We start from the raw sequence: 14,639 nt of genomic DNA, 5'->3' as shown, positions 1-14,639 counted from the left end.
ATTCGCAGACATATACCTACTCAACACAAATTTGATTAGCAACGACTAAGGACTTCATGCTCAATACCCCACTCGTGGTTTTAGACTTTGAAACCACCGGCCTATCGCCTGCGATGGGCGCACGCATTACTGAAGTGGCCGCGCTGCGCGTCGTCAACGGCAAGGTGGTGGATAAACTGGTAACACTAGTCAATTGCGGCGTGCGTATTCCACGCGAGATTACCCAAATCACCGGCATCACGCAGACCATGGTGAACACCGCACCTAAAGCCAGCGAGGTCGTTCCGGCGCTAATTGACTTTATCGGCAGCGATGCGCTGGCGGCACATAACGCCAGCTTTGACCAAAAATTTCTGCTGGCCGAAAGCCAACACCTTGGCCTTACGCCGCGCCATTCACACCTAGTTTGCTCGCTCTTGCTGTCACGCCGAGTATTGCCGCAAATGCACAGCCACAAACTGGGCGAACTGGCCAAGGCGCTCAATATTCGCTTTAACGGCAACGCGCACAGGGCCGAAGCCGACGCCGAAGTCACCGTTGCGCTCATCACGCACCTATTAAAAACCCTGCGTCATCAACATGGCTGCCAGCACATCGACACTGCACTCCTTGTGCAAATCAATAAACAAGTCGCTGCCAAAGTGCCATTATTTCTAAAAAACCGTGCATCCAACACCAATCATTAAGCACCAGCACAACCATCAAGCACAAAAAAAGCGGCCTGCTGGCCGCTTTTTAAAACCATCTTAATCTCTAAGCACCATCACGACTTTGCCGCATAATGGCATTCACCGCAGCAAAACCCGCACGTATTTCTGCCGAAACCGGCTGACCTAGTTTACTCACCAACACCACCGCCAAGGTCGACAACACAAAGCCCGGAACAATTTCATACAAACCAAACCAAGCGTATTGCTTCCAAATCAAAACAGTAAGCGCGCCAACGACAATCCCAGCCAAAGCGCCATTACGCGTCATACCTTGCCACAATAAGGACAAAATAATCACTGGCCCAAATGCCGCGCCAAAACCAGCCCAAGCATAACTCACCATTTTTAACACTTGGCTATTTGGATTAGACGCCAAACCAATCGCCACCAAGGAAATAAGCAGCACCATGGCGCGGCCAAACCACACCAATTCATTTTGCGAAGCTTGTTTGCGTAAAAAGCTCTTATAAATGTCTTCGGTCAAGGCGCTCGAACAGACCAATAGTTGGCACGACAAAGTACTCATCACCGCCGCCAAGATCGACGCCAAAAACAAACCTGCCAACCATGGATTAAATAATTGCTTGGCCAACTCAATAAACACCGTTTCTGGTTGCGCATTCACGCCTGCAGCCATTGTTGGGTGTTGCGCAAAATAAGCAAAACCAAAAAACCCCACGCCAACCGCACCCAATAAACACAAAAACATCCACGTCATACTGATACGGCGCGCTTGTGGAATCACGTCCACCGACTCTGCTGCCATAAATCGCACCAAAATATGCGGCTGGCCAAAGTAACCTAAGCCCCAAGCCAGCAAAGAAATCAGCGCCACCGCATCCAAAGAGCCCCAAACATCCAAATGCTTAGGACTCAGCATCGCAATATGCTCCACACCCGCCGTAAAACCACCGCTCGAATAAATCACCATCATTGGCACTAAAATCAAGGCAGTAATCATTAACGAGGCTTGAATCGTATCGGTCCAACTCACGGCCAAAAAGCCACCAATCAACACATACGAAATCGTCGCCGCCGCACCAACCCACAAGGCAGTCTCGTACGACAATCCAAACATATTTTCAAACAATCGCGCGCCGGCCACGACGCCAGAAGCGCAATACAGCGTAAAAAACACCAAAATCACCACTGCCGTCACAATCCGCAGCATATGGCTTTTATCTTCAAAGCGATTGCTCAGATAGTCAGGCAAAGTCAATGCATTACCGCATTGCTCGGTATAGGCTCGCAGCCTAGCGGCAACAAAGCGCCAATTCAAATACGCTCCAATCAGCAAGCCCACAGCGATCCAAGCTTCAGACAAACCCACCAAAAAAATGGCCCCAGGCAAACCCATTAACAGCCAGCCACTCATGTCTGACGCGCCAGCAGACAACGCCGTCACAAAGCTACCTAAACTACGGCCACCTAAAATGTAATCGGATAAATTATTGGTTGCACGATATCCCAACCAACCAATCGCCAGCATGCCCACCAAATAAACCGTAAATGTCACCAAAGTTGGTGTATTTGCAATAATCAAAACGAACTCCCCTTTTACGCATGTACTAAAAATCAGACCAAACCACCCACTTCACATCGCCGCCCCCGGCCTTTAAAGTGATGTTATTTAACTGCCCTGCTGCTACGGCTTTTACATCCGCATTAAAACCAATGCGCCACACTCGAAATCATCAACTCTCCCAAACCAACGAGGTTAATCAACATACTTAAACAAAACATCACCCGAAAAATGCCTTTTTGGGTTTTGTGTCGATACACTTGCTGCGCAGCCCATGCGCCAGGCCAGCCGCCCAGTGTCGCAATAAAATGCAGCACCGCTTCAGGAATGCGCCAAGCGCCACGGGTGGCCTGCTTTTTATCCAAGGCATACAGCGCAAAACTCGCTGCGCTCATCACCACAAACAACGCCAACAACACCCAACGCAGCGGCGACAACAACACCAATAACAAGGTGATCGGCAGCAAACCCATCGCCAAATAATCTACCCAATCAAAGCGCGCAGCCTTCACTTCTGCTGATTTAGCCTCACGCCGAGCTTGGTTTTTTGCCAACTGCTCAGCACTGCTGGCAGCCATTTGCGCGCGCGAGCGGCCTTGCTTATCTTTACCCACGGTAAAAAATATCGTATCGCCAATGCGCGGCTGATGAATGCCGCCGCGCTTGAGGGTGCTGATATGCACAAAATATCGCTCGCCATTGGCGATCTCAATAAAGCCAAAATCTTTCTTCCATTGTCGTAACTTGCCGTTTTGCATCCTTCATCCCTTTGCTGTTTTTGGCGCTAACGCCTTTTTAATTGTATGCCGCTACCCAACTTGAACACGCCTAGGGCCAACTGACAACGCTCAACTCGCTCTAGCGTATTGATTTCGAACCTGAGCGTCGCAAAAAAACGTCACTTACCGCGCAACTGCCAAGGTGGCACCTGCCCCTTATCGGCCCAATATTGCTCTAAACGCTGCCAGATCGGCTCTTTTTCAGCGTCGCTGAGCATCACCCAATGCGCCACTTCGAGCATGGTGCGCTGACAACCTTGGCAAACATCATCGCCCATTCCCGTTGAGCATACCGCGACACACGGCGTATCTGGGCGCTCTTTTGCCTGATTCATTACAGTCTCTTTCTTGAAAATTAATTAAAAACTCAAAAACAAATAGCTCGCTTGAAAATAAAACGTCTTATTAGCTTCATTTTTCCGTCGCACTATTGTCATATTTGATCCGCATGATGGCTCACGAACCCTCAGCGGAGTGCATACCGATGGCATCTGAACTGCGTTTTCGTAGCATCTGGATTTCCGACCTGCATTTGGGCACCGCAGGCTGCCAAGCCGATTATCTCTTAGATTTCTTAAAGCACACCGAATCGGAGCAATTATATCTAGTCGGCGACATTATTGACGGCTGGGCAATGCAGCGCAGCTGGTATTGGCAACAAAGCCACAATGATGTGATTCAAAAAATCCTGCGTAAAGCGCGTAAAGGCACCCAAGTCACCTACATCCCCGGCAACCACGACGCCGGTGCACGGCAATTTATCGGCCTGTTATTTGGCGATATCCGCATTGAAAACGAAGTTATTCACACCATGGCCAACGGCAAGCGCTTTTTGGTGATTCATGGCGATCAATTTGATGGCGTTATTCAATGCGCGCGCTGGCTGGCCATGGTGGGCGATCATGCTTACGAAATCACCCTCAAGCTCAATCGCTGGTTCAATCATTTGCGTGCGCGCTTGGGTTTTAGCTACTGGTCTTTATCGCAATACCTGAAACACAAAGTCAAAAAAGCAGTGCATTTTGTTGATGACTTTGAGCACGCACTGGCCAATGAAGCCAAAAAACGCGGCCTAGATGGCGTGATTTGCGGGCATATCCATCATGCCGAAATTCGCACCATCGACGGCATTGAATATTGCAACGATGGCGACTGGGTTGAAAGCCTGAGTGCCTTAGTCGAAATGCCCAATGGCGAACTCAAAATTATCTACTGGCAAAAAAAATACGCCCAAGCGCACGCCGAAATCAGCAAATTATATGCAAACAACACCGATCACCCTTTCATCACCGCACGCCCAAGCGCCAACACCAATCCAACCACGTCTCACTAACCCCACTTTTACTCAATAAGGAAGCAAAGCATGAAGATTTTAATCGTCACCGACGCTTGGGAGCCGCAAGTGAATGGCGTGGTTCGCACGCTCAAACAAACCACCGCTGAGCTCAAAAAAATGGGCCACACCGTCGAGCTACTCACGCCGCTGGAATTTAAAACCATTCCTTGCCCGACTTACCCCGATATTCGCCTGTCGATTTTACCGGGCAGCAAAGTCAAGCAACGCATTCGCGACTTTGCCCCCGACGCGATTCATATCGCCACCGAAGGCCCGCTGGGCATGGCCGCTCGCGCCTACAGCTTAAAGCATCAACTGCCCTACACCACGGCGTATCACTCGCGCTTTCCGGAATACGTACAGCTGCGTTTTGGCATTCCATTGAGCGTCACCTACGCTTGGCTACGCCGTTTTCATAATGCCGCGCAAGCGGTGATGGCCCCCACGCAAGTAGTGGTGAAAGACCTCACCGAGCGCGGCATTAAAAACGTCGTCATGTGGTCGCGTGGTGTCGATTTAGAGGTATTCAAACCCGGTCGGCGCGACAAACTGCACTCTCGCACGCCGATTTTTGTTTACGTTGGCCGCGTTGCCGTAGAAAAAAATGTCGAAGCCTTTTTAGAATTAGACTTACCCGGCAGCAAATGGGTGGTCGGCGATGGCCCTGCCGCTGCAGGACTTAAATCCAAATTTGGCGAGCAAAAAAACATTCATTGGTTAGGCGTACTCAATCAAGCTGAATTGGCCGAAGTGTATAGCAGCGCCGATGTGTTTGTGTTCCCAAGCAAAACCGATACTTTTGGCTTGGTATTGCTCGAAGCCATGGCCTGCGGTTGCCCTGTAGCGGCATACCCCGTAACAGGACCAATTGACGTAATTGGTAGCGATGGCCCGGGTGCTTTAAACGAAAATCTACACGAAGCCTGCCTTGCTGCGCTGCGCATTGATCGCAATGAAGTGCGCCGCTTTGCCGAGCGCTATTCATGGGCCGCCGCCAGCCGCCAGTTTTTATCGCACCTGCATCCATTTACGCCAACGGCGCAAGAAGAGCTGCGCCTGATTGAACAAGGGGCGATTGGCGAATAAAGCGCCAGCACAGCACACAAAAGCCCTCGCTCATGACGAGGGCTTTTTGCGCCAACTGAGCCGACCCACCGCCTTGACGCTTATTTTTTCTCCGTTTATGGCCAACGACCGTGACGCAAACGCCGCTCCCTCGACGGGCGACTCAGCACCAATCTCTGCAAATCAGCACAACGCCAAATCAATAAAGCGCAAACAAACTTACTATTTTGTTATTTGCAGCGACAAATTACGTTATATTGCTGTCCAACCTTGTAAAACCCTAAGCACAACCCGCAAGCCATCGGACAGCGGCACGCGCCTCACACCCACCAACCACTGACAACAACTCCCGAGTCGCGACCACGCATTTACTACATGCTGGCGATGATGGTCATCGACCAAGACATGGACTGAAAAGTCGGTGTGATTTCACATGCACAGGAAATGACAGAACGGATTGAGCTGAAGATTTTGATGCAGAAGACGGCGGGTGGGGAGTTACATAGTAACTTATTAATAAGTCATATTTTCTTAAAAGAGAGGCTATATGGGGCGCACTGCAGATTATGCAATTCAAGGGTTTTTGTACCAGTTCAACAAAACATTACTCGAAATATTAAAATCCACGGATGACTCGATCATTACAGTTGAAGGAATTGTTGAAGATATTGATGTTGTAGAGAATGGCATCACTAAGGCAATTCAATGTAAATACCATGAAGCTGCGACTTCATTTAATGCAAGTACATTATACAAACCATTACTGCAAATGATGCATCATTTTCATCTAAATTCAACCAGTACAATTAATTACATTCTTTTCGCCCACTTCCCTAGCCTTAAGCAAGAAGATTTCATCGTTGATAAAAAAACCCTTGAAGATGCTCTGAAATCCAAAAACAAAGAATTTAATAAATATGTAATAGCACTTAATGGAAAAGTTGATATTGATAATTTCTTGCTAAGGTTTGAAGCCAAGATTGGCCCCTCGTTTGATAAGTTAGTTGATGAGGTTCACTCATATTTTATTAATGAAGGCATAAGCTCCACTGATGCTGAAACGCTCTATTATCCCAACGCAATTAATTTTATTGCTGAGTTAAGTAGGTGCCACGACGTTGAAAACAGAAAGACAACAAAAAACAGTCTTTTAACAAATCTCAGTAAAATTAAAGTTACAGCCATTTCGCATTGGACGCTATCGCTTAGAACAAGAAAAATCTTACTAGAGTCACGAAAAAAGCAACTTAAACCCAACCTTTCAAGAAATGATCGACTTAGGTATTTTTTACTGCACGCAAACAAACTAGATGAATTTGAAAATAACATTGTAATTTTTATTTGCGATTATTTATCCAAATATCATTTCAAAGATGCACACAGAAAAGTTCCTGTTTTTTGTATTGATGCAGAAGAATCAGTACTGCTCGATATTGAGCGACGTCTATTTCACCGTGGATTTATTGCAAACACAGGGCTTATAGCGAATGAAATGGATGAAAACCACTTTTTCAGAGAGCCAATGTCAAACAAGGAAAGAGATAGCAACATCAAGAGAGAGTTTAGTCTTCGTCTGCTAAGCTATCGAAAAAATATATTTTTATTTAACAAACGAAAACCACAAGATTTTTTTGTTATTGGGGAAGTAGTAAATACACTTGAATTAGATCTTAAAGATGTCAACCTTGAAGAGTTAGGTTCAAAGTCTTTTAATGAAATAAACTATATGCTAGGGCTTGCAGATGTCTACGAATAAAATTGGAAAAGTGCTTTCTTGCTCTCCAGAGTCAATTACTATTATCATAGAAGAGCTTGCTTTATTTGAAGAGAACAAAGATAAACTTCAAGTTGGTAGACTTCTAAAAATCGCACAAGGCAATCACGACTTCACAATTGCAACTATCAGAAATATAAAAGGCATTACTTCACCTTCAGATAGTGGGATTGTATGGCAATTTCAAATTGAATGCCAAGCGATTGGAACCCTTGTTGATAATCTAAAATTTGACAGGGGTAGTTTACTACTTCCCGTTCCTACAGAATATGCATATATTGCAGATCAAATAACACTTGATATCCTTTTCTCTGCCGATGATGAGCATAGCTTTTCATTGGGTTATTTATCTATGAATAAAAAAATCCCCTTTAAAGTGGATGGAAATAGATTATTCAGTAAGCACATTGCAATAGTTGGTTCAACAGGCTCAGGAAAATCATGCACTGTTGCAAGAATTCTGCAAGATGTAGTGGGCATTTCTGATGGGGTGAATTTAAATAAAGTCAACAACTCGCACGTAGTAATTTTTGACATACATGACGAATACTCTGCAGCTTTTAATTTAGGCGAAGTAAAACCATTTTCATTAAATAGACTTGATGTTGAAACGTTAAATCTACCGTATTGGTTAATGAACTCTGAAGAACTAGAAAGCATATTTATTGAGAGTAATGAATCAAACTCTCACAATCAAGTAAGCCAATTCAAAAATGCCGTTATACTTAACAAAGAAAAACACAACCCAAGTCTTAAAGATGTAACTTATGATACTCCAGTTTATTTTTCAATAAAAGAGGTGTATTTCTTTATTGAAAACATGAACAGAGAAGTTGTTGGAAAACTTGACGGAGAGGACAAACCAAAACTCTTGGATGGTACGTTAATACTCGAAAGAAAAAATCATTACTTCAAAGAAATTTGTACATTCGTCCCATCTTCTACAGCAAATGCAACAAAAGCGTCCAATGGCCCATTCTACGGAGAGTTCAATCGATTCACTTCTCGTCTTGAAGCAAAGCTAACAGACCGTCGTCTTAATTTTTTATTAGAACCATTAAAAGAAAATGGTAAAGAATACACAACAGAAGACTTTGAATGTTTAATGAAACAATTCATAGGCTATATCAACAAATCTAATGTCACCATTATTGATTTAAGCGGTATACCTTTTGAGGTGTTGAGTATTACTGTTAGTTTAGTTTCTAGATTAATTTTTGATTTTTGCTTTCATTATACAAAGCTTATGCACGGCAATGGTAAACTTAATGACATACCGGTTATGCTTGTTTGTGAAGAAGCACATAATTACATTCCTCGAAACAATGATGCTGCATTTCGAGCGGCAAGGAAGTCATTAGAGCGAATTGCAAAAGAAGGTCGAAAGTATGGATTGAGCTTGATGGTAGTTAGCCAACGACCTTCCGAAGTTTCGGAAACTATTTTTGCACAATGCAGTAATTTTATATCCCTGCGTTTAACTAACGATGCAGACCAAAATTATGTACGCCGGCTCTTCCCTGACAATTCAAATGATATCACTGAAATTTTGCCAAATTTAACTCCGGGGGAATGCGTTGTTGTTGGCGATGCCGTGTTATTACCTGCAGTCATTACAATGCAACGTCCAAATCCTGAGCCACACTCTCAAAGCGTAAAAGTACAAGATGAATGGCAAGAACCTTGGCGTGAAATTTCATTTTTGGAGACATTAGAACGTTGGAGAGGATGATTCACCACGGTACGGCGTAAGACGTAATCGCCGCAGGCATTACGCCGCATGGCTTACGCATCATTCGGCGTATTGCCGCTCCGCGTCGAATACGCCCTACAATATTGATGTATTTAATTGCAGCCCTTTATCCAAAAAGGGCTGCGTAGCAATACGTCAATATGATGTATTTGAGCGTTTGGCTGGAGCTTAAAACCGTCGACATTCAAGCGATGAGTTCACTACAGAAAAGCTTTTTGACGCAGAGACGCAAAGACGCAGAGGAAAATCAATTCAGAACTCAAACCCCAACAAACCACGATTTAATCGGTGGTTTGCTGATGGTTTAGGTAAACCCAATTTTGCGTTGGTTTACTCCGCGCCTCTGCGCCTCTGCGTCGGCTTTTCGATTTAAAACTTACCGTAAGGCTTTAAACTGCCGTCTTTGCCAATGATTTCGACCGCAATGGTGCCGACTTTATAGTCACCCATGCCCGGTGATGTGGCGGGCATGCCCGACACTGTAATGCCTTTGGCGTTGGGTTTTTCTTTGAGCAATTTACGAATCGCATTGGCTGGCACATGGCCTTCAATCGCATAGCCTTGCATCACAATCGTGTGGCAACTTTGCGCAATATCGGTGCCGTATTGCTGCTTCACGCTTTGCATGTCTTGACGCACTACTTCTTTAATATCAAAGCCAGCGTTACGCAAATATTTCGCGTGTTCACCGCAGCAGCCGCAATACGGGTCTTTATACATGGTGCCTGCTGGCAAAGCGGCTAGCGCCAAGGTGGGGGCAAATAAAACTGCACTCAAAATTGCTTTTAAAGACATGGTATTTCCTTGGTTTTTTATGGTTCACAGCCTTGGCGCAAGCTCTGGCAACGCGCCAAGGCGGTGAATTAATCTATTGATTTAAGTCACTGGGCAAAAGTTTTTGCGCAAGGCGAAGCAACGCTGCACGGGAACTTTTTCCGGCCTACTTATTGAATTATTTAATCAGCACCTGCGCCATCATGCCCTGCCCTTCATGCTCCAAAATATGGCAGTGGTACATGCGCAGGCCTTTATCGTGCTGCACCATTTTGAGCCGGACTTTTTCGTACGGACGTAAATTAATGGTGTCTTGCAAAGCGCGATACGGTGCATCTTGGCGTTTGCCATTTAGCTCGCTGTCGAGCAGCATAAATTGCGTGCCATGAATATGAAACGGATGATCCATGTGCGAGTTATTAAACACTTCCCACACTTCAACGTCGCTTACTTTGCTGACTAAATCATTGCGATTCATATCGTAGCTTTTGCCGTTGATCAAAAACGCCATGCTATGCACGCCATTTTCCATGCTCATGGTTTCGCTAAACTCGACTTTTTTCATCGCCACAGCGCGGCCAAAATCAGCGATTTTTCGTAAAGTCGCGGGCACTTTGGGCGTTGGGCCAGCAGTCAATTGCAACGTCGCCAAAACGCGCTCAACTTCGGGCGCCACTTTGCTCATTTTTTCGCGGTTATACACCAAGGCTTTGAGTGTGGTTTTGGCGCTGCTGCCGTCACCGACAATCAATTCAGCGCGCTGGCCGGGCACTAACAGCAATTCTTCCACTACTCGTGGTTTTTCGAGCAAACCACCGTCGCTACCGACCACGGTGATTTTTTGCCCCGGAATCGCCAAGCGCAAATAGCGCGCACTGCAAGCATTCCACACCCGCACCCGCTGACGGCCAGCAACCGTTATCACTGGCTCACGCTGGCCATTAACCAGCGCAAACTGCCCTTCACGGCCATTCATCCAATCGTTGGCGGTGTTGTCTGGAATCGACGCATCGGCCGCCAATTTAAGGTCAGAAACCACCCAATGCTGCTCGGCAAAACCCGCCAAAGGATCGGTTTTACTACGCACAATAAATAAACCGGCCAAACCGCGATACACCTGCTCAGGCGTGTCGCCATGCGGGTGCGGGTGATACCAATACGTACCGGCGCAGTCTTTTGGCAATTTAAAGCGATACACATGTTCACCACCCGCAGGCACCGCGTCATGTGGATTGCCGTCTTGCTCTGGCGGCACCGGCATGCCGTGCCAATGAATCGTTGACGCTTGCGATAGCTGATTCACAAAGCGAATTTCAACTTCGTCGCCTTCAAACGCTTCAATCAAGGGGCCGGGCACTTGGCCGTTATACAACCACATGGTGGTTTTTTTACCAGGCACTAACTCAACCTCATGCGCGGCAGCCGTTAGCGTGGCGGCCATTTTATTGGCGCTGCTGCTGTTTAAAACTTTTAATGCCTGTAATGGCTGGCCCGCAGGCAAGGCCGACTCGGGCAATAAGGGCATATCGGCCACGGTTTTTAGCGGCTGCGGCATGGCGGCTGCGCCACCATGACCTTCATGACCATGATGCGCGGAGTGATCCATACCAGCCCAAGCCGTTGGCAAGCACAGCAAAGCACCGCTGGCAGTAGAGCTAAATAAAAACTGACGTCGATTCATAAACCACCTCTAAAACTCAGACTGAGCCAACATCGGCTCAATTCACAATAGACTGGGGTATTGCCATGCAATTAATTATTTATAAAGCATTGATAGCAATACCAATTGAATTTACTGATCTGCATGCGGGATTGATGCGGCGCGCGGCGGCTTAGAGTACTAAGCGGGATTACGCACGCCAAACATGCGCTACGCGTAGCCGAAAAACTCAAACCCATTTAAATCAGCAAATACGAATGACAACTGCAGCGCTACCCACCTTTATTCAGAGTAATAAAGCGAGGACAGCGCCTAAGTCGCGCCTAAGCGCGCAGTAGAGGAGGAGGAAGTAACGGTGGCCGATTTAAACCGACCTGCATGATGACGTCATGACTATTTTGAATCGTTCCGGCCGACGCTAGCTGCGCTTGCGGCAGTAGCATCGGCAATGCCGCAGCGCAGGCGCCGCAATGACTCATTTTGGCATTACTCGCCGCATGATCATGCTGGCCTTGCTGGCATTCTGTTTTTGCGAGCTGTTCAATCACCGCGTTATGGCACAGCACGGCGCCAGCCAACGGCAACTGCTTGGCCGCCGCCACATTCAGTGACAGCACCAGCGAGATCAATAGCAAAAAGAAAAACCGGAACTTAAGCATTCTTCGATCTTACACTGCGCCCTGATTTGACGGCAAGACTCAGGCCGACAAATCAGAGCGAACTCACAACTATTACCGCCTACGCCAACAAGTTACGCTGAACGCCGTGTTGCATCGTGCAAGCGCCGCGCCGCATCTTGCGGGCTCATACCGCTGTTTTTCCAGAATGCATCCACCGCATCAAACAAGGCGCTACGCACACTGTCTTGCACCGCCATATTGTGCGCCCATGACGGCAGCAACACTTGCTTAGTCGCGGCGCTGGCAAACTCGCGCGCCGACTGTTTAGCGTAATCGTCAAAGCGATTCATATTCACGTCAATTCGAGCAGGGATATTGCCTTTATACAAATTGAACACTTCTTGCCCTGCGCTACTCATCAACAGCGACACAAAATCTTGCTGCGCAGCGGCCAAACGCGGATCACTTTGTTTGAACATTAATAAAGTATCGGCTGCAAAGCTGTACTCGCCGTTTTGCGTTGGCGCTGCCATACACAGATAATCAATACCTTGCACCTTACCCGCTTGAGCAAATTCGCCCTTGGCCCAATCACCCATTAATTGCATCGCCGCCCGGCCATTAATCACATCGGCCGTAGCTAAATTCCACTCGCGCCCAGCCGCATCGGGCGTGCAATACGGTTTTAATTTACGCAAAGCTTCAAGACAGCGAATCATCACTGGCCCTGTCAATGCTGCCGAATCGAGCTGGCAAAACGCCGAGTGATAAAACGACGCGCCACCCAAACCACAAGTAATCGCCTCAAACAAAGTGGCAATTTGCCATGCCTGCTCACCGACAGCCAGCATCGGCGTACCCAATTGGCGCAGTTTTTCGGCCACCACAAAAAACTCATCCCAAGTTTTGGGTGGCTGCACGCCAGCGCGCTTGAACACACTGGCATTCATCCACATCACATTCACCCGCGCCACACCCAAAGGCACCGCCACATACTGGCCATTGGCCTGCATCATTTTATCCAGTACCGCAGGTAAAATTCGGCGCCAATCTTGCTGCTTCGCTACATCGTTCAAATTGGCCAAGCCGCCTTCTTTGGCCCAGTTTTGAATCTTCACCCCGCCAATGGCGGCCGCGGTTGGCGGATTGCCAGTGGCGATGCGCGATTTAATCGCCGCAGTAGAATGATCCCCCGCCACATCCGCCCAATGATGGCCTTGCTGATTGAGTAGCGCCTTGATTTCCGATACCGCGCGCGCTTCGCTCGATGCGGCCCAACTATGGAACACCTCAATATCGGCCAGCTTAAATTGTCCAACCGATTTCAACAACCGCTTAGCGCGTTCATCCAAATGCTTTAAGGTGTTGCTAGCTTGCTGCAACGCCGAATCGGTGGCTTGTGTCATCACATCGAGCCGCTCGGCCGAGCTGGCCAAGGTATGCGTAGCAGAAGATTGCTCTTGCGTTGATTCGGCAATTTGCCGCACTGCCGTCACCACGCTGCCCATATGCTCACGAATACCTAACATATGCCCGCGCGCGTCTTCGGCCATGGTGACACTGTGCGCCACGCGATTGGCGGTCAGCGCCATATTACCCACCGCGCTTTGCGTTTCACGGCCCACTGATTCGATTTTATGCGCGATTTCTACCGTGGCATTACTGGTGCGCTCGGCCAATTTACGCACTTCATCAGCCACCACCGCAAAGCCACGCCCCATATCTCCGGCGCGCGCCGCTTCAATCGCGGCGTTAAGCGCCAATAAATTAGTTTGATCGGCAATATCTTTAATCACGCCCACAATGCCGCTAATTTCTTGCGAGCTAGCCCCCAAGCCATCCATCGTTTGCGTTAACGCCGCAACAGCCTCTGACACTTTGCCGACTTCTTCGGAGACGCGCAGCACCGAATCGGCACTGTCGCTGGACAACTGCTGCGTTTGCTCAACTACATGATCCATATCGCGGGCATGATCGGCGATATGATTAATGCTAACGGTGATTTGCTCCACGGTCGCAGCCGAAGAAGCGGCATGATCCGATTGCGTTCGGGTGTCTTTGCCCATTTGCGCCGTCACCGCAGTAAGCTCGGACAAACCCAAAGCCAGCCCCTCCATTTCGCGCTGCACATCGCGTAGCGTGCGCTGCACTTTATCGGTGGACGCGTTATACGCCTTGGCTAATTGCGCCACTTCAGCGTCACCCTTTTCAGATACCCGCGCACTAAAATCAGCACTATCGCTGGCATGTTGGCGCATTAAATCGCTTATTTGCCCCAAAGGCGCAAACAAGCGTTGCAGACCAAAAAACAATACTGCCAATAAAGCCAACCCACCCAGCACCATGATTAAGGTCACAGAAAAAAACAATGCATTGACCGCAGCATCTTTACTTTGCCCGACTAGCCACAACAAACCCAACATCACCAAACCGTAAACCACAGCAACAGCGGCAATGACATGATTGCGATTTAACATCGTGCAAACTCCCCTAAAACATGGCTTATATCAATCTAATCGGCACATTACAGCGTGCTCCGTAGCGGATTTGTCAGCAAATCTCATTAGTTGTTGATAATACAAGCACTTTTCTTACACACACAGCAGTCATTTATGACTGTTGCATTTCAATAAACACCAATACCAC

The 14,639-nt window shown here is 47.6% G+C and carries 13 protein-coding genes; 6 read left to right on the top strand and 7 right to left on the bottom strand.

The genetic code is table 11. From position 1 onward, the window contains the following. Positions 1-56 precede the first annotated feature (56 nt). Complete coding sequence (locus K4H25_RS07600; RefSeq protein ID WP_221022713.1) at positions 57-686, top strand: 3'-5' exonuclease; 630 nt, start codon at positions 57-59, stop codon at positions 684-686. Between the two features lie 67 nt (positions 687-753). On the opposite strand, the gene putP is transcribed toward K4H25_RS07600, so the two are convergent. The 3 genes from putP to K4H25_RS07585 all read right to left on the bottom strand — a co-directional run bounded on the left by putP (position 754) and on the right by K4H25_RS07585 (position 3,346). Further along, positions 754-2,247 (bottom strand): sodium/proline symporter PutP, encoded by a 1,494-nt coding sequence (gene putP / locus K4H25_RS07595; protein WP_255588197.1) that lies wholly within the window; start codon positions 2,245-2,247, stop codon positions 754-756. A gap of 128 nt (positions 2,248-2,375) precedes the next feature. Then, complete coding sequence (locus K4H25_RS07590; RefSeq protein ID WP_221022712.1) at positions 2,376-2,990, bottom strand: DUF1294 domain-containing protein; 615 nt, start codon at positions 2,988-2,990, stop codon at positions 2,376-2,378. Between the two features lie 140 nt (positions 2,991-3,130). Then, entirely contained in the window at positions 3,131-3,346 is a 216-nt protein-coding gene (locus tag K4H25_RS07585; protein WP_221022711.1) for a DUF1289 domain-containing protein, read from the bottom strand. Between the two features lie 149 nt (positions 3,347-3,495). Here K4H25_RS07585 and K4H25_RS07580 point away from each other — a divergent pair, with 149 nt between their 5' ends. The 5 genes from K4H25_RS07580 (at position 3,496) to K4H25_RS07560 (ending at position 8,918) form a co-directional block, all read left to right on the top strand. Next, positions 3,496-4,344: a UDP-2,3-diacylglucosamine diphosphatase gene (locus tag K4H25_RS07580; RefSeq protein ID WP_221022710.1), complete on the top strand. Its 849-nt coding sequence runs from the start codon at positions 3,496-3,498 to the stop codon at positions 4,342-4,344. Positions 4,345-4,374: 30 nt separating this feature from the next. Further along, entirely contained in the window at positions 4,375-5,433 is a 1,059-nt protein-coding gene (locus tag K4H25_RS07575) for a glycosyltransferase family 4 protein (protein WP_221022709.1), read from the top strand. Then, on the top strand, positions 5,423-5,752 hold the full coding sequence (locus K4H25_RS07570; protein ID WP_221022708.1) for a hypothetical protein: 330 nt from the start codon (positions 5,423-5,425) through the stop codon (positions 5,750-5,752). Before K4H25_RS07575 ends, K4H25_RS07570 begins: the two co-directional genes overlap by 11 nt. A 207-nt stretch (positions 5,753-5,959) precedes the next feature. Further along, the gene (locus K4H25_RS07565; protein WP_221022707.1) at positions 5,960-7,168 is read left to right on the top strand and encodes a hypothetical protein; all 1,209 of its coding nucleotides are present in this window, start codon (positions 5,960-5,962) and stop codon (positions 7,166-7,168) included. Continuing rightward, positions 7,155-8,918: an ATP-binding protein gene (locus tag K4H25_RS07560; RefSeq protein WP_221022706.1), complete on the top strand. Its 1,764-nt coding sequence runs from the start codon at positions 7,155-7,157 to the stop codon at positions 8,916-8,918. The genes K4H25_RS07565 and K4H25_RS07560 overlap by 14 nt, the downstream gene beginning before the upstream one ends. 390 nt (positions 8,919-9,308) lie before the next feature. Here the strand turns inward: K4H25_RS07560 and K4H25_RS07555 are convergent, their stop codons facing one another. The 4 genes from K4H25_RS07555 to K4H25_RS07540 all read right to left on the bottom strand — a co-directional run bounded on the left by K4H25_RS07555 (position 9,309) and on the right by K4H25_RS07540 (position 14,470). Next, positions 9,309-9,734 (bottom strand): DUF411 domain-containing protein, encoded by a 426-nt coding sequence (locus tag K4H25_RS07555; RefSeq protein WP_173533739.1) that lies wholly within the window; start codon positions 9,732-9,734, stop codon positions 9,309-9,311. A gap of 157 nt (positions 9,735-9,891) precedes the next feature. Next, on the bottom strand, positions 9,892-11,394 hold the full coding sequence (locus K4H25_RS07550) for a multicopper oxidase family protein (protein WP_221022705.1): 1,503 nt from the start codon (positions 11,392-11,394) through the stop codon (positions 9,892-9,894). A 302-nt stretch (positions 11,395-11,696) separates the two neighbouring features. Then, a complete protein-coding gene (locus K4H25_RS07545; RefSeq protein WP_221022704.1) occupies positions 11,697-12,032 on the bottom strand; it encodes a hypothetical protein in 336 nt (111 codons plus the stop codon). A 92-nt stretch (positions 12,033-12,124) separates the two neighbouring features. Next, positions 12,125-14,470 (bottom strand): extracellular solute-binding protein, encoded by a 2,346-nt coding sequence (locus tag K4H25_RS07540; protein ID WP_221022703.1) that lies wholly within the window; start codon positions 14,468-14,470, stop codon positions 12,125-12,127. Positions 14,471-14,639 lie beyond the last annotated feature (169 nt).

It is taken from the genome of Deefgea piscis, assembly GCF_019665785.1.
Taxonomy (GTDB): Bacteria; Pseudomonadota; Gammaproteobacteria; order Burkholderiales; family Chitinibacteraceae; genus Deefgea.
Note: the sequence above shows the minus strand (reverse complement) of the source record. Positions and strands in the feature narration are given on the sequence as shown.